A 16839-nucleotide genomic window follows, 5' to 3' on the forward strand; every position below is an offset into this window, starting at 1 on the left:
ATGAGAATCCTCGTTTCCACCCTCGCATTGGCCACCACGCTGTCCTTCGCCGCGACGGCCGGCGCCGCCGAGCTCAAGCCCGGCACGGTGCTCAATGCCTCCAATCTCGCCGGGCACCTGTCCGACAGCTTCGAGAACCACCCGATCTCCGATCTGCTGACCGAGCGCATGCAGAAGCTGATCAAGGACGAAGGGCTGACGATCACGCTGAAGGCCTCGCAGCCGGTCGAACTGGGCCGCGACTACCTCAAGGCCACGCAGGACAATGCCGGCAAGGCCAAGTACAACCACGACACGCGCCAGGTCGAAGGCTGGGTCGGCGGCATTCCGTTCCCGAAGGTCGAGGCCGACGATCCGGACGCCGCGGCCAAGCTGATCTGGAACCACCATTACGCGCAGCCGATCAAGAACCTGCAGGACTACCCGAAGTTCGCCTACCTGTTCATCGGCGAGAAGAGCGGCCTGGAGCGGCGCCAGGAGTGGGCGTTCCAGCGTTACTACATGAAGGGGCGTCTGGGTGCCGATCCGGCCGTGGAGGGCGACGGTTCGATCCTGACCAAGACCCTGCTGTACGCGACCTACCCGAGCGACATCCGCGGCCTGGGTCTTTTCACCGTGCGCTACGACTCGCCCAAGCTGGAGGATTCCTGGGCGTACCTGAAGTCGGTGCGACGCACGCGGCGCCTGTCCGGCGGCACCTGGATGGATCCGATCGGCGGCACCGACCAGCTCAACGACGACATCGAGATCTTCAACGCGCATCCGAGCTGGTACGCCGACTACAAGCTGATCGGCAAGCGCTGGATTCTTGCCGTCGCCAACTCGACGACGAAGACCTGGGACGCGAAGGCGAGCGGCAATGCGGAATTTCCGGTCATCGACCTGGACGGCGCCCCGCACTGGAATCCGAAGGACGGCTGGGAGCCGCGCGAGGTGTGGGTGATCGAGGCGGTCACGCCGCCCGAGCACCCGTACAGCAAGAAGGTGCTGTACATGGACACGCAGTTCCCGCGCTTCTACCAGGCCGAGGCCTACGACCGCAAAGGCGAGTTCTGGAAGTGGATGAACTACCACCTGAAGACGATCAAGACCGAGGACGGCGACAAGGGCATCATCTCGGCGGCCGGTTTCACGATCGACTACCAGCGCCGTCACGGCACGGTGTTCATCCTCGCCGATTCGGCCAAGCTCAACACGCCCGGCATCAAGGCCGACAACGTGAACCTGGGCGAGCTGGAGAAGGCGGCGCGCTGATGCACAGGCTCCGAAGCTAAGGTGGGGCCTGCTATCCAATCCCTTCTCCCGCAAGCGGGAGAGGTGAAAGCTTGAGTCTCCTTCTCCCGCTTGCGGGAGAAGGTGCCGGCAGGCGGATGAGGTCGAAGCCGCCACGAGCGGCTGAGGGTGAGGCAGGGATGCCGATCGGAAGGCGCGCCAGGGAAGGTTTCTTGCACAACCCTCACCCGCGCCTGCGGCGCGACCTCTCCCGCAAGCGGGAGAGGTGACGGCTCGACTTCGGAGCATTGAGCTTGCAGCGCGCAGAATCCTGACAAGGATCAACTCGAAAAATTTAGAACACGCCGGCCCCGGCCGGTTGCAGAACGGAGCAGTCATGGGTTTTCGATTGGGTGTGGATGTCGGTGGCACGTTCACCGACCTGTTGCTGATGGACGAGTCGAGCGGAGAGAGCTTCACGGCGAAGGTGCCGTCGACGCCGCACGATCCGTCGATCGCGGTGCTGGACGGCATCGACAAGATCTGCCGCAGCTCCGGCGTGGATCCGGCCGGGATCCATTCGGTCATGCACGGCACGACGGTGGCGACGAACGCGATCCTGACCCGCCGCGGCGCACGCGTCGGCCTGGTCACCACGCGCGGCTACAAGCAGGTGCTGCACATCGCGCGTTCGTTCGTGCCGGGCGGCCTGGGCGGCTGGGTGATCTTCAACAAGGGCGAGCTGCTGGCGCCGCTGGAACTCACCATCGAGGCCGACGAGCGCATCGACGCGCGCGGCGAGGTGGTGCGCGCGCTCGACGAGGACGGCGTGCGCGCGGGCCTGCGCCGCCTGCGCGAAGCCGGCGTCGAGGCGCTGACCGTGAGCCTGGTCAACGCCTACCGCAACGGCGACCACGAACGGCGCATCGCCGCGATCGCCGCCGAGGTCATGCCCGACGTGCCGATCTCGCTGTCGTCGGAAGTCGTGCCGGAGATGCAGGAGTACGAGCGCACCGAGACGACCGTGGTCAACAGCTACGTGCGGCCGCAGGTCGCGCGCTACGTGCAGCACCTGCAGGACGAGCTGCAGAAGCGCCTGCGTCCCGACGTGCGGCTGGCGATCCTGCGCTCCGACGGCGGTCTCGCCACCAGCCAGTCGGCCGCGCAGGCGCCGGTCAACATGCTGCTGTCCGGCCCGGCCGGCGGCGTCGCCGGCGCGATCTGGTTCTGCTCGCGCGGCGGCTTCTCCAAGGTGCTGACCTGCGACGTCGGCGGCACCTCGACCGACGTCGCGCTGATCGACGACAACCACGCCCGCGTGCGGCGCGAGACCCGCGTCGGCGACATCGCCGTGCGCGCGCCGTCGGTCGACGTGCGCACGGTCGGCGCGGGTGGCGGCTCGATCGCCTTCGTGCCGGAACTCACGCGCGCCCTGCGCGTCGGCCCGGAAAGCGCCGGCGCCGTGCCGGGGCCGGCCGCCTACGACCGCGGTGGCACGCAGGCCACCGTCACCGACGCCAACATCGTGCTCGGCTACCTGCCTGCGGCGCAGAAGCTCGGCGGCGACTTCCAGGTACGCCACGACCTCGCCACCGCCGCCGTGCAGAAGATCGCCGACGCGATGGGCGTGTCGCTGCTCGAGGCGGCCGAAGGCATCGTGCGCATCGCCAACGAACGCATGTACGGCGCGCTGCGCCTGATCAGCGTCGAGCAGGGCTACGACCCGCGCGACTTCGCGCTGTGCGCGTTCGGCGGCGCCGGTCCCCTGCACGGCAACGCGCTCGGCGTGCTGATGAACGCCTGGCCGGTGATCGTGCCGCCGGGTCCCGGCGTGCTGTGCGCCTACGGCGACGCGACCACGCGCATCAAGGACGAGGCTTCCCGTTCGCTGGTGCGGCGACTGAGCGAACTCGGCGCCGAGGAGGTGATCGACCTGCTCGAACAGCTCGGCGACTCGGTACGCACCTCGCTGGCCGCGCAGGACATCCCGGTCGACCAGCAGCAGATCAACTGGCAGGCCGACGTGCGCTACCAGGGCCAGGCCCTGATGCTGACGCTGGAGATCGATCCGCAGCAGGTCCGCGCGCAGGGCCTCGACGGCCTTGCGCAGGCGTTCGACGCGGAGCACGAGCGGCAGTTCACGTTCGCCCTGAACGAGGCGCACGAGCTGGTCGGCCTGCGCGCGATCGCGCGCGCGCCGCGCCCGGCGATCGCCGACAAGGCGATGGAGGCGGGCGCGGCCGATCCGCAGGCTGCGGTGATCGGCACGCAGGCGATCCACTACGCCGGACGCGATCGCGAGGCGACGCTGTACGACCGTTCGCGGCTGGCGCCCGGTCGGCGCATCGACGGCCCGGCGATCGTCTTCGAAATGGATTCGACGACCCTGATCCTTCCCGATCACCACGCCGTCGTCGACGAGGTCGGCAATCTGCTGATCCGTCCCGGCGCCGGCCAGGAGCACGCCGCATGAGCGCCCGCATCATCCAGCCGAACCCGGCGCCGTTCCGTCGCGTCGACGTCGACGGCATCACCGTCGACATCGTCGAGAACGCGCTGGCGAACGCGCGCAGCGAGATGGACGCGGTACTGTTCCGCACCGCGATGAGCCCGGGCATCCGCGAGCAGGGCGATGCGTTCCCGATCATCGCCGACAGCGACGGCAAGATGCTGGTCGGCCAGTTCGGCTCGTTCATCACCGGCCTCCTGCAGGGCTACGACGGCACGGTCGAGGAGGGCGACGTCTTCCTCACCAACGATCCGTACCTGTGCAACGGCGCGGTCAGCCATCTGCCCGACTGGCTGGTGCTGATGCCGATCTTCAAGGACGGGCGCCTGATCAACTATTCGGCGATGTTCGGCCACATGTCCGATGTCGGCGGCAAGGTGCCGGGCAGCCTGCCGACGGACGCGCGCACGATCTGGGAAGAAGGCATCCGCATCCCGCCGGTCAAGCTGTACCGGCGCGGCGAACTCAACGCCGACATGCTCGAGGTGATCCTGCACAACGTGCGCATGCCGCGCTGGAACCGCTCCGACCTCAACGCGATCGTCGCCGGCTGCCGCAGCGCCGGCCGCCGCTGCGTGGAACTGGCCGAGCGCTTCGGCGACGACGTGTTCTACAGCGCGCAGCAGTCGATGCTCGAACGCACCTACCGCGCGATGAAGGAAGTCATCCAGCGCGTGGTGCCGGAGACGCGCCAGGTGTTCGAGGACTACATCTGCGACGACGGCGTCGGCTTCGGCCCGTACACGGTGCGCTGCGCGCTGTGGCGCGAGGGCGGCAAGGCGATCTTCGATTTCGAAGGCACCGATCCGCAGGCCAGCTCCTCGGTGAACTTCTACCTCAACGAGGAGATGTTCAAGATCTTCTTCGGCGCACTGACGATCAGCCTGTTCGATCCGGCGATCCTGCTCAACGACGGCTTCTACGATCTGGTCGAGGTGCGCATTCCGCAGGGCTCGATCCTCAAGCCGAACTTCCCCGCGCCGCTGTCGTGCCGCACGCACCTGCTCGGCCGCATCTTCGACGTGATGGGCGGCCTGCTCGGCCAGGGCGCGCCGCAGGCGATGAACGCGGCCGGCTTCTCCGACTCGCCGCATTTCATGTACTCCGGCTACGACGCCGCGGGCGAATGGTTCCAGCTGTTCCAGATCGGCTTCGGCGGCATTCCGGGCCGTCCGGCCGGCGACGGCCCGGACGGGCATTCGCTGTGGCCCGGCTTCACCAACGTACCGAACGAGTTCATCGAGGCGTATTTCCCGCTGCGCATCGAGACCTACGAGACCATTTGCGACTCCGGCGGCGCCGGCCTGCATCGCGGCGGCAACGGCCTGCGCGTCGCCTACCGCCTGCTCGCCGACGGCGACATCTCCATCCACGACGATCGCTGGCTGACCCATCCCTGGGGCGTCAACGGCGGCGAGCCGGGTCAGCGCAGCCGCAAGGAACTCGTGCGCGGCGACGGCAGCCGGCAGATCCTCGCGTCGAAGTGCGACAACGTGAAGGTCAAGGCCGGCGACCTGCTGCTGTTCGACACCTGGGGCGCCGGCGGCTGGGGCGATCCGCTGCAGCGCGAACCGGCCAAGGTGCTCGCCGACGTGCGCAAGGGCCTGGTCAGCGTCGAGGGCGCACGGCGCTACGGCGTGGTCGTCGCGGCCGATGCGGTCGACGAGGTGGCCACGCGCACCCTGCGCGCGACGATGGAGCAGTCGCGCGATCCGATCGCGCTGTTCGATCGCGGCGGCACGCTCGAGGAATTGAAGCGGCGCTGCCTGCAGGAAACCGGCCTGCCGGCGCCGGCGACTCCGGTGTGGAACTGAGCCGGACGCGCACGATGAGCCTGCATTCGAATCGACTCGCGCCGGCGCGGCGCTACGCACTGGTGCTGGTGGACCTGTCGGTCGGCTTCACCGATCCGTCGCGCAGCCGCCTCGCCGCACCCTGCGACGAAGTGATCGAGGCCAACCGGCGCCTGCTCGCCGCGTTCCGCGAGCGCGGCGATCCGGTGTTCTTCACCACCGTGGCCTACGACGCCGCGGACCAGTCGCGCGTGTTCCGCGAGAAGCTTCCGGCGCTGAACGATCTCGTCGCCGGTTCGGCCCTGGTCGAGATCGACGCGCGGGTGGCGCCGGCGGCGGGCGAGACGGTGGTGGTCAAGCGCGCGGCCAGCGGGTTCTTCGGAACGGATCTGGCGGCGCGGCTGCGCGCGGCCGGCGTCGACGGCGTCGTCGTCACCGGGCTGACCACCAGCGGCTGCGTGCGCGCCACCGCGCTGGACGCCCTGCAGCACGACTTGCGCGTGCTGATCCCGGAGCAGGCGGTCGGAGACCGCGACGAGGCGGCGCATCGCGCGAACCTGCGCGACCTGCAGCTGAAGTACGCCGACGTGGTCGATCTCGATGCGTGCCTGGCGCTGCTCGGCCGCTAGCATGGCGGCGCTCCTCCTCGCCGGCTGCGCCACGGACGGAGGCCGGCATGCGCCGTCGCCGGCCGCGGCGGGCAGCGTCGACGTGGCGACGCCGTGCGGCGAGTACGTCGCCGCCTGGGTCGGCCGCTTCCGCGGCAACGTCGCGGTTCTCGACGGCGGCGTCGCGGACGCACGCGAGGAGCGCCTGCAGCAGGCGCGCGCACGGCTGTCGCGCGACGGCGTCGACGAGGCGTCCTGCGAGCGCCCCTACTGCATCGTCCGTCCGCTGGCCGACGGACGCCTCGACAGCTGGTGTGGCTACCGCGTGCCGGACCCGACCGGTGCGCAGCTGTATCGCTGGATTCCCTATCGATGATCTTCAGGAAGACCGATCCGTGACCGCCAGGACGCTCTACGACAAGCTGTGGGACAGCCACTGCGTGACCGATCTGCCCGACGGATCGAGCCTGCTCTACATCGACCTGCACCTGCTGCACGAGGTGACCTCGCCGCAGGCGTTCTCCAACCTGCGCCGCATGGGCCGCAGGCCGTGGCGCGCGGACGCGGCGCTGGCCACGCCCGACCACAACGTGCCGACCGTGCTGCGCGAACTGGGCACCGGCGGTTTCGATGATCCGATCGCGCGGCGGCAGGTCGAGACGCTGGAGCGGAACTGCCGCGACTTCGAGGTGCCGCTGTTCCCGCTCGGCGACCTGCGCCAGGGCATCGTGCACGTGGTCGGGCCGGAGCAGGGGCTGACCTTGCCGGGCATGACGGTGGTCTGCGGCGATTCGCACACCGCCACCCACGGCGCGCTCGCCGCGCTGGCGCACGGCATCGGCAGCAGCGAGGTCGAGCACGTGCTGGCGACGCAGACCCTGCGCAGCCGCAAGTCGAAGAACATGGCCGTGGTCGTCGACGGGCCGCTCGGCGACGGCGTGGTGGCGAAGGATCTGGCCCTGCACGTGATCGGCCGGATCGGCACGGCGGGCGCGAGCGGACACGCGATCGAGTTCCGCGGCAGCGGCGTCGAGGCGCTGTCGATGGAGGCGCGCATGACCCTGTGCAACATGAGCATCGAGGCCGGCGCGCGCGTCGGCCTGGTCGCCTACGACGCGGTGACGCAGGCCTACGTCGAGGGGCGGCCGTTCGCACCCGAGGGCGCGCAGTGGGTGGAGGCCAAGCACCATTGGCGCGAGCTGCATTCGGACGCGGGGGCGTCTTTCGACCGCGTCGTCGAGGTCCGCGGCGGCGACGTCGCCCCCTGCGTCACGTGGGGCACGTCGCCGGAAATGGTCGTGCCGGTGTCGGGCCGGATTCCGCACCTGCACGAAGCCCGCGACGAGGTGCAGCGCGCCGACTGGTCGCGCGCGCTGGCCTACATGGACCTGCCGGCCGGCGCAAGCGTGCACGGCACGCCGATCGACAAGGTGTTCATCGGCTCGTGCACCAACGCGAGGATCGAGGACCTGCGCGCCGCCGCGCGCGTGCTGCGCGGCCGCCGCATCGACCCGCGCGTCAAGCTCGCGTTGGCGGTGCCCGGTTCCGGCCTCGTCGCGCTGCAGGCCGAGCACGAGGGGCTCGACGAAGTGTTCGTCGCGGCCGGCTTCGAATGGCGCGCGCCGGGCTGCTCGATGTGCCTGGGCATGAACGCCGACCGGCTGCAGCCGGGCGAGCGCTGCGCCTCGACCTCGAACCGCAATTTCGAGGGACGCCAGGGACGCGGCGGACGCACCCATCTGATGTCGCCGGCGATGGCCGCGGCCGCCGCGGTCGCTGGTGCCATCGTCGACGTGCGGGAGCTGTGAGCATGCAGCCCCTGATCCGCCACCGCGGCATCGTGATTCCGTTCGACCGCGCCAACGTCGACACCGACATGCTGCTGCCCAAGCAGTACCTGAAGAGCCTGGATGCCGCCGGCTTCGGCGATTTCCTGTTCGACGACGAGCGCTACCTCGATCCCGGCGAGATCGACACGCCGATCGCGACGCGCCGCGTCAATCCGGACTTCGTGCTGAACCGCGAACCCTATCGCGCCGGCACCGTGGTGCTTGCGCAGGCGAACTTCGGCTGCGGCTCCAGCCGCGAGCACGCCGTCTGGGCGCTGCGCGACTTCGGCGTGCGCGTGCTGATCGCCCCGAGCTACGGCGACATCTTCCGCGACAACTGCTTCAACAACGGGCTGCTCGCGATCGTGGTCGAGCAGCCGGTCGTCGATCGGCTGTTCGAACGGGTCCGTTCGCTCGGCACGGTCGAAGCCGACGTCGACGTCGCCGCCGGCACGCTGACGGTGGCGGAAACGACCTGGACGTTTTCCCTGGACGAAGGACGCCGGCGCAACCTGCTGGACGGACTCGACCAGATCGGCGAGACGCTCAGGCTGGAGGATCGCATCCGCGGCTACGAGGAACGGCGCCGGGCCGCCGAACCCTGGGTCTTTCGGCATAGGCGTGGCGATGCCGGCTAGGCCACTATCGGGCAGGTTGCCCTGCCGCCCGGCCGGGTCGATGATGTGGGCCGGATGTTCGGGATGCGAGCGGAATCCTGGTTGCTTTCCCCTCTCCCGCTTGCGGGAGAGGGCAGGGTGAGGGCGGTCGGAGCGAGGCATTCACTGCGAACTTCCCCATCCGCCTTCGGCACCTTCCCCGCGAGCGGGGAAGGGAAAGCAATGCAGGCCGCATAGCGTTTCCGACCAGGAGACTGCATGGATTTCGCGAACGTAGCGCAGAGCAAACCGCGGATCTGCCTGATCGGCAATTCCAAGCTCAGCCAGATGGTGCACAGCCTGATCGGCGAGTTCGAGGCGGTCGCCCGCATCACGATCATCGACAACATCTTCAACGACGCCGTGCGCGCGGCGCGCGAGCTGATCGAGCAGCAGCAAGTCGACCTCTTCGTCAGCGCCGGCGCGAACGCGTTCTACCTGCACGACACCCTGCCGGTGCCGGTGCTCGGCCTGCGCGTGAGCTCGGCCGACCTGATCCAGGCCGTGCTGACCGCGCGGCGCATCTCGCGCCGCATCCTGCTGCTGACCTACGAGCGGCAGAAGACCAACCTCGACGTGCTCAAGGTGTTCGACGACATCGAGGTGACGCACCGCACCTACACCACCGCCGACGAGGTCAAGGAAGTCTTCCATCGTTGCCGCGACGACGGCTACGGCGTCGTCGTCGGGTCGAGCTACACCTGCGACCTCGCCGACCAGGCGGACATGGCGTCGGTGCTGATCTATTCGCGCGAGTCGTGCCGCAACCTGCTGCGCAAGGCGATCCGCGTGGCCGGCCAGGACAAGCGCCAGCGCCAGCAGACCGCGCTGATGCAGTACGTGCTCGATCGCAATCCGCATCCGATGGTATTCACCAATCTCGACGGCACCGCGGTCGCGTGGAACGCGGCGGCGAGCGCGCAGATCCCGCGCTTCGCCAGGCGGCGCCGGCTCGACGGCCTGCTCGACCGCCGCATCCTCGATGCGCCGAGCTTCCGCTCCGAGCGCCTGCTGGTCGAGGACCGGCTGTGCGCGCTCGACAAGGAGCCGTTCGAGTTCGGCGGCGAGACGGTCGGCCACGTGTACGGCTTCCAGTGGAGCCCGGTGGCCGAGTCGCAGGACGACAGCCGCCGGCTGGTGTTCCGCTCGCAGCGCATGGCCGAAGTGCACAACCTGCTCGCGGTCTACGGCGCGACCGCCGGCACGGTGCTGCTGCACGGCGAGACCGGCACCGGCAAGGAGCTCGCCGCACGCTGCATCCACGCCGCCGGCGAGAACGCGAACGGGCCGTTCGTCGCGGTGAACTGCTCGGCGATTCCGGTCGACCTGTTCGAGTCGGAGCTGTTCGGCTACGCCGACGGCGCCTTCACCAGCGCCAAGAGTGGCGGCCGCTCGGGTCTGCTGGAAAGCGCCAACCACGGTTCGTTCTTCCTCGACGAGATCAATTCATTGCCGCTGGCACAGCAGGCGAAACTGCTGCGCGTGCTGCAGGAGAAGGAAGTCACGCCGGTCGGCTCGCGCCAGGCGATCGCGCTCGACGTCAAGTTCATCGCCGCGTGCAACGTGGACCTGGCGGAGGAGATGCGTGCCGGCCGCTTCCGCGAGGACCTGTACTACCGCATCACCACGTTCTCGATCCGCATTCCGCCGCTGCGCGAGCGGCCGGAGGACATCGCCGCGCTGACCGCCTACATGGTCCGGCGTGACGCGCAGCGCTACGGCGCGGAGATCGACGTGAAGACGCTGGTGGAAGGCGTGGTGCCGGCGTTTCGCCGCTACCACTGGCCGGGCAACGTGCGCCAGCTGGAGAACATCGTCGAGCGGATGATCGTCTCGCATCGGCTGTATCGCAGCAGCGAGGCGATCGTCGAGGCCTTGCCGACGATCGCGCCGGAGCTGTTCGCGGTGGCACGGATCGAGCAGGACGGCGAGGGCCATCTGCGCTCGGTCGAGCAGGAGGAAATCCGCCGCGCGCTGACGATGTTCAGCGGCAACCGCAGTCGCGCGGCCGATTTCCTCGGCATCAGCCAGACGACGCTGTGGCGCCGCCTCAAGCGGCGGCGGGCCGAATAGCCGGCACATCCGGCCGGCACATCCGGTACGAAGGAAAAACGTGACGCTCCGATTGCGGAGCGCCACGTGCGAAGCCTTCTTCGCCGTCGCCGCGACTACGCCGCGGCCCGGGCCGTACGCATCGCCGGCGGCATCGGAACCGGGAAGACCCGGTCGTAGGCCAGGTTGAACGCGAAGGCGTAGACCACGTAGAACACGACGAATGCCAGGTCCATCAGGAATGCCTGCAGCAGGCTGATGCCCAGATACCAGGCGATCATCGGCAGCAGCAGGACCAGAAGCCCGATCTCGAACAGCGCGACGTGGACGACGCGGTGGCCGAGTGTCTTGCGGGTATGGCCGACCAGGCGCTGCATGGCGTGGTCGAAGCCGAGGTTGTAGACGAAGTTCCACAGCGTGGCGACGGTCGCGCTGACCACGCCGATGACGCCGAGCTTCGCCGCGGGCAGGCCGAACACGTAGGCGCCGGCCGGAATGAAGAACGCCAGCGCGATCACCTCGAACAGCACGGCGTGGCGGATACGGTCTCGAAAAGTGCGCATGGGAAGGCTCCTGAAGTCCTTGAACCTGCGCATTTTTATCTCGATAATCGATCGAAGAAAGTTGGTTGTTATCTATTTATCAGATAGATGTCGATTTCCCTCGACCAGCTCCAGGCCTTCGTCGCTGCGGCGGAACACGGTTCGTTCTCCGCGGCGGCGCGCGCGCTGAAGAAGGCGCAATCGGCGGTCAGCACGCAGATCGCCAATCTCGAAACCGATCTCGGCCTGACGCTGTTCAGCCGCGAAGGGCGCAATCCCGTGCTCACGCCGGCCGGCGAGCGGCTGCTGCTGGAAGCGCGGGTGATGCTCGACCGGCGCGAGCACCTGATCGGCGTCGCGCGCAGCTTCGAGGCGCACGTCGAGCAGCGTCTGGTCGTCGCCATCGACGAGCTGTACCCGGAGAGCGAACTGGGCGCGCTGTTCGCCGACTTCGCCCAGCGTTTTCCGCACGTCGAACTCGAACTGCTGTTCCCGCTGATGGAGGACGTGACGCGGCTGGTGCTCGCCGGCACGGCGGACCTGGGCATCAGCTGGCGCCAGGAAATCCTGCCCACGGAACTGGGCTTCCAGACCATCGGCTGGGTGCCGATCCGCATGGTCTGCGGCAGGGACCACCCGCTCGCCGGCCAGCGCGTCGACTGGGAGGACCTGAAGCGGCACCGCCAGATCCTGGTCGCCGCGCGCAGCAACGGGCCGGAAAAGCACCGCCTGCGCGTGGCGGCGGAAGTGTGGTGGATCGAGAGCCACTGGGTGATCCTGGAGATGGTGCGCAAGGGCATCGGCTGGGCCTTCGTCTCCGACCACGTCATCGCCGCCTCGCCGGCGCGGCCGGACCTGGTCACGCCGGAGCTGCAGTTCGACGACTTCGACCTGCCCGTCGCGCTCGAAATGGTCTGGCACAAGCAGCGGCCTTGCGGCCCGGCCGCGCAGTGGCTGCGCGAACGCTTCGCCGCGGCGCGGATCGGCGGCGCCGTGGCTCAGGCCGCGTCGGCGGCGGGGCGTGCCGGAACCGGGAAGATCCGGTCGTAGGCCAGATTGAATGCGAAGGCGTAGAACAGGAAGAACACCACGAACGCCACGTCCATCACGAACGCCTCGAACAGGCTGATGCCCAGATACCAGGCGATCGGCGGAAGCAGCAGGAGCAGGAGCCCGATCTCGAACAGCACCACGTGGACGATGCGATGGCGCAGAGTCTTGTTCGTGTGGCCGACCGTGCGCTGCATCGCATTGTCGAAGCCGATGTTGTAGAGGAAATTCCACAGCGTGGCGACGGTCGCGCTGACCACGCCGATGACGCCGAGCTTGCCCGGCGGCAGCCCGAACAGCAGGGCGCCGAACGGAATGAAGAGCAGCAGTCCGATCAGCTCGAACAGCACGGCGTGGCGGACGCGATCGCGAAAGGTACGCATGGGAGGCTCCCGACTCTCGGACCGCGTCATTCTTGTCTCGGGAACGGCGCCGAAACAGGTCCAGAAATGTTCGAGGGGGCCTACAAAACTGATGGTCGCTTCCTCCGGCATGCGGCGAGCAGGTCCTGGCGGCCATGCCGCGGCCGTGCGCAGGCGGACGAAGGCGCCGTGCGCACGCCGCGCACGGTCGTTTCAAGAGGCGTCCGCCGCCGCCGCGCGGCACGGGGGCGCGATGACGCCGGTCCTGCCGCAGCAGGGACCGGCGCGCAGTCCGTCGCCACTCCGCGCCGGTCCGTCGTCTACTTCGTGCGCACCAGCGCCGTGGTGATCGCCGAAGTCGGCGATACGCCGCCTTCGGTCAGCGTCAGGCTGGCGCTCTGGCCGGGTGCCACGCCGAAGCGCACGTAGCGCGTGCCGCCGCCGGGCGAGAGGGCGAACGTCAGCGGCACGGCGTTGCTCAACGGATCGGTCGCCAGCGGGTACGAGCCGTTGAGCGCGCTGTAGAGCGAGCGGATGTTCCAGCTCGGCAGCGTGTAGCGCGCGTCCACGCCGGCGACCGCGTCGTCGGCGTACGCCGCAATCAGGAAGTCGCGCATCCACTCGTTCGGGTCGGCGCCGAACACCGCCTGCAGGTTGGCCACGCCGGCCTGCGTGGTGTTGACCAGCGCGTTGAACAGTGCCGCGTCGCCGGTGTTCTTCCGGTCGATCGCGTAGCGCAGAAACATGTACGTGTGCGCGAAGTTCTGTGCGGTCGCGTCGTGCAGGCCGCTGGTGAACGCCTGGCGGCGCAGCGGTCCCAGGCGCTTGTTGCCGTTGCTTCCGCCCAGCTGCAGGAAGTAGGTGCGCATCGCGCCGTACATCGGGTTTTCGTACGTGTTGAAGGCGGCGACGCGCACCGACGCGTTCGGTCCGGTCGTCAGGTTCGTCACGACGAGGTTGCTGCGCGGGACCAGACCGACGGAGGCGTTGAAGAACGCCAGCTCCTGTGCCGACCAGGCCAGCGCCTCGTCCAGCCACGGCTCTTCCAGCGTCGGGGCGCTGTTGAAATAGATGCGGCGGGCGGCGTTGAACAGGTGCTCGAAGTGATGCACCAGTGTCGGCCCGGCGTTGCCGTAGGCGAACGACACCGTGCGCACGTTGCTGTTCACCACTCCGGTGGGGTCCGGCACCATCAGGTAGAGGATCTCGGCCTCGTTGCTGCTGGGGCAGCTCGCCGCGGAGAACAGGTCGCGCGGCTGGAACAGGCCGACCTGCAAGGCGCTGCTCGCCGGCGGCGACAGCTCGTTCAGCTTCGGAGTGAAGAACACGATCACGCCGCCGTTGTTGTCGACGTCGGTGAGATCGCCGAACAGGCCGGTGAACGTGTTCATCATGCCGGTCTTCAGCTGGCCCCCCAGCAATCCGCCGCCGGAAGCGGTGCTCCCCGGCGGGGCCTGAACGAACGCGTCGATGATGGCCTGGAAGGCTGGCGTGCCGTAGCCGCCGGGAACCGGCGGGTGCCAGTCACCGGCGCCGGGCGTGGTCTCGACGACTTCCTGTACGGCGTACAGCACCTGCTGGCCGGGTGTCTGCGGCGTGGTGATCGCCTCGACGCGCGCCTTGCGCACGTCCGGCGCGACGCTGCAGCCGCCGACGGCGGCGTTGAGGTCGATCAGCTGGCCGACCGTCAGCGGTCCGGCGTTCAGATGATAGGGCGGTATCAGCGACGCCGCGTCGACGACGTGCTCCGGCGGGAATGCCGGCGTTTCCACGGCGTGGTAGTCGACCTCGAGCGGCTCCGCCGGTTCCTGCAGCGGCGCCAGCGGCGATGCGCCGGTCGGCGCGATCGGCGTCGGCGGCCCGGCCACGGCGACGATGCCGGTGCCGGTCACGCCGAGGCTGACTTCGCCGGAGGCGGCGATGTTGATCGGCAGGTAGGTGAACTCGGCATTGGCGCCTTCCGCGTTGTCGACGCAGAAGTTCGCGCCGCCCGGCATGACGTCGAGCACGACCTGGCCGACGGCGAGCGTGACGCAGGTGGAAACCGTGAAGCTCTGCTGCACCCGCGCCGCGGCGTTCCAGTTCGCGTCACCGGCCTGGTCGGCATCGATCACGCAGGTGCCGCCGCCGACGAAGGAAACCGTGTCGCCGGCGATCGAACAGACGCCGCTCGCGGCGGGATCGATGGAGAACGCGACGGGCAGGCCGGAGGTCGCCGTTGCGGCCACCGTGTACGTGCCGCCGACGTGCGCATCGGTCGGCGCGGTGGACGTGAAGCTGATCGTCTGGCTGCCCTTGCCGACGGCGAAGCTCTGCTGCATCTGCGGCGCGGCGTTCCAGTCGGCGTCGCCGGCCTGGTTCGCGTCGATCGTGCAGGTGCCGGCGCCGTGGAAGCTCACCACGCCGCCGGAGATCGAGCACACCGAGGCAGCGCTCGCGTCGATCGTCAGCGCGACCGGCAGGCCGGCGCTGGAAACCGCGCTGGGCGTGTAGGTCGCCCCGGCCACCACCGCGTCGGTCGGCGCCGTGCTGGTGAAGCTGACGGTCTGGTTGCCCTTGCCGACCGCAAAACTCTGCTGCGCCTGCGGCGCCGGCTGGTAGTTCGCGTCGCCGGCCTGGTTCGCGTCGATCGTGCAGGTGCCGGCATGTTGGAAGCTCACGGCACCGGCGGCGATCGAGCACACCGAGGCCGAGGCCGCGTCGATCGTCAGCGTCACCGGCAGGCCGGAGCTGGCGCTCGCGCTCGGCGTGTAGGGGGCGCCGGCGACGACGGCGTTCGCCGGCGCGGTCGACGTGAAGTCGATGCTCTGGCTGCCGGGGCCGACCGCGAACGACTGCTGCGCGCGCGGCGCCGGCTGGTAGTTCGCATCGCCGGCCTGATCGGCGTTGACGACGCAGCTGCCCGCGCCGTGGAAGCTGATGGTGGCACCGGCGATCGAGCAGACCGCCGCGGCGGCCGGGTCGATGGCGAAGCTCACTGCGAGTCCTGACGAGGACGTCGCCGCGACGGCGTAGGTCGGTCCGTCGACGACGGCCGTCGTCGGCGCCGCAGTGCTGAAGGTGATCGTCTGTGCGCCGCGGCCGACGGCGAAGCTCTGCTGTACGCGCGGCGCGGCGTTCCATTCCGTGTCGCCGGCCTGGTCGGCGTTGATCACGCAGGTGCCCGCGCCGTGGAAGCTGACGCTGGAGCCGGCGATCGAGCACACCGACGCCGCGCCGGCGTCGATGCTGAAGGCGACGGCGAGCCCGGACGACGCCGTCGCGGCGACCGCGTAGGGCGCGCCGTCGACGATGGCGGCCGTCGGCGCGGTCGAGGTGAACGTGATCGTCTGGCTGGCGCGGCCGACGGCGAAGCTCTGCTGGACTTGCGGCGCTGGTTCGTAGTTCGCGTCGCCGGCCTGGTCGGCGTTGATCACGCAGGTGCCGGCGCTGTGGAAGCTCACGCTCGATCCGGCGATCGAACAGACCGCGGCGGCGCTCGTGTCGATGCTGAAGGTGACGATCCGGCCCGACGAAGCCGTCGCAGCGACGTCGTAGGGAGCGCCACCGACGACGGCCGTGGTCGGCGCGGTGGTGGTGAAGGTGATCGACTGCGTCGCTTTGCCGACGGCGAAACTCTGCTGCACGCGTGGCGCGGCGTTCCAATCGGCATCGCCGGCCTGATCGGCGTTGATCACGCAGGTGCCGACGCCGCCGAAGGTCACGATCGATCCGCCGATCGCGCAGACCGCCGTCGCCGAAGCGTCGATCGAGAAACTCACGGCGAGCCCCGAGGTGGCGGCTGCGCTCACGTTGTAGGGCGTGTCGCCGAAGCGCGCGTCGCTCGGTGCGCTGGAGGTGAATGCGATGGTCTGGCTGCCCGCGCCGACGTCGAGCGCGTAGGTCCGGCCGCCGCTGCAACCGTTCGTGTCGGTGGCGGTGACGGTGAACAGATGGCGGCCGGCGCGCGTCGGCGTGCCGGTCAGATTCGCCGTGGTGCCGTCGACGGCGTCCAGGTCCAGTCCCAGTCCGCTCGACGCGCCGCTGGTGATGGCGAAATCGTAGGGCAGGGGACCGATGCCGCTGGCGGTGACGGTCTGGCTGTAGGGCGCGCCGACCGCGGCGGCGGGCAGGGCGGTGTCGGGGGAGATCGACGTCGTGACGCAGGCGGCGCCGGCGGAAAGGCTGGTGCCGGCGAGCGAGGCGAGAGCGAGCGGGCGCAGGAATCGCAGGATCATGATGTGCGT

At 69.2% G+C, this 16839-nt stretch carries 12 protein-coding genes; 9 read left to right on the plus strand and 3 right to left on the minus strand.

Annotated elements, in window-relative coordinates; translation table 11 throughout:
* The 8 genes from ACFO6Q_RS12965 (at position 1) to ACFO6Q_RS13000 (ending at position 10680) form a co-directional block, all read left to right on the plus strand.
* Entirely contained in the window at positions 1–1254 is a 1254-nt protein-coding gene (locus ACFO6Q_RS12965; RefSeq protein WP_380021527.1) for a DUF1329 domain-containing protein, read from the plus strand.
* A gap of 355 nt (positions 1255–1609) precedes the next feature.
* Entirely contained in the window at positions 1610–3685 is a 2076-nt protein-coding gene (locus tag ACFO6Q_RS12970) for a hydantoinase/oxoprolinase family protein (RefSeq protein ID WP_380021528.1), read from the plus strand.
* Positions 3682–5535, plus strand: a complete 1854-nt coding sequence (locus ACFO6Q_RS12975) for a hydantoinase B/oxoprolinase family protein (protein WP_380021529.1) — start codon at positions 3682–3684, stop codon at positions 5533–5535. The genes ACFO6Q_RS12970 and ACFO6Q_RS12975 overlap by 4 nt, the downstream gene beginning before the upstream one ends.
* A gap of 14 nt (positions 5536–5549) precedes the next feature.
* Positions 5550–6143, plus strand: coding sequence for an isochorismatase family protein (locus tag ACFO6Q_RS12980; RefSeq protein ID WP_380021530.1), 594 nt, complete (start codon positions 5550–5552; stop codon positions 6141–6143).
* A gap of 1 nt (position 6144) precedes the next feature.
* Positions 6145–6498: a hypothetical protein gene (locus ACFO6Q_RS12985; protein ID WP_380021531.1), complete on the plus strand. Its 354-nt coding sequence runs from the start codon at positions 6145–6147 to the stop codon at positions 6496–6498.
* Between the two features lie 19 nt (positions 6499–6517).
* Positions 6518–7930 (plus strand): 3-isopropylmalate dehydratase large subunit, encoded by a 1413-nt coding sequence (leuC, locus tag ACFO6Q_RS12990; protein WP_380021532.1) that lies wholly within the window; start codon positions 6518–6520, stop codon positions 7928–7930.
* 2 nt (positions 7931–7932) lie between these two features.
* Entirely contained in the window at positions 7933–8589 is a 657-nt protein-coding gene (gene leuD, locus ACFO6Q_RS12995) for a 3-isopropylmalate dehydratase small subunit (RefSeq protein ID WP_380021533.1), read from the plus strand.
* Between the two features lie 237 nt (positions 8590–8826).
* Positions 8827–10680, plus strand: a complete 1854-nt coding sequence (locus tag ACFO6Q_RS13000; protein WP_380021534.1) for a sigma 54-interacting transcriptional regulator — start codon at positions 8827–8829, stop codon at positions 10678–10680.
* A 95-nt stretch (positions 10681–10775) separates the two neighbouring features.
* Here the strand turns inward: ACFO6Q_RS13000 and ACFO6Q_RS13005 are convergent, their stop codons facing one another.
* Complete coding sequence (locus ACFO6Q_RS13005; RefSeq protein ID WP_380021535.1) at positions 10776–11222, minus strand: PACE efflux transporter; 447 nt, start codon at positions 11220–11222, stop codon at positions 10776–10778.
* A gap of 87 nt (positions 11223–11309) precedes the next feature.
* Between ACFO6Q_RS13005 and ACFO6Q_RS13010 the strand changes: the two genes are divergently transcribed.
* On the plus strand, positions 11310–12251 hold the full coding sequence (locus ACFO6Q_RS13010) for a LysR family transcriptional regulator (RefSeq protein WP_380021536.1): 942 nt from the start codon (positions 11310–11312) through the stop codon (positions 12249–12251).
* On the opposite strand, the gene ACFO6Q_RS13015 is transcribed toward ACFO6Q_RS13010, so the two are convergent.
* Positions 12200–12634 (minus strand): PACE efflux transporter, encoded by a 435-nt coding sequence (locus ACFO6Q_RS13015; protein WP_380021537.1) that lies wholly within the window; start codon positions 12632–12634, stop codon positions 12200–12202. The genes ACFO6Q_RS13010 and ACFO6Q_RS13015 overlap by 52 nt on opposite strands.
* Before the next feature lie 299 nt (positions 12635–12933).
* Positions 12934–16830: a hypothetical protein gene (locus ACFO6Q_RS13020; RefSeq protein WP_380021538.1), complete on the minus strand. Its 3897-nt coding sequence runs from the start codon at positions 16828–16830 to the stop codon at positions 12934–12936.
* Positions 16831–16839 lie beyond the last annotated feature (9 nt).

Source organism: Dokdonella ginsengisoli (assembly GCF_042652785.1).
GTDB lineage: Bacteria > Pseudomonadota > Gammaproteobacteria > Xanthomonadales > Rhodanobacteraceae > Dokdonella_A > Dokdonella_A ginsengisoli.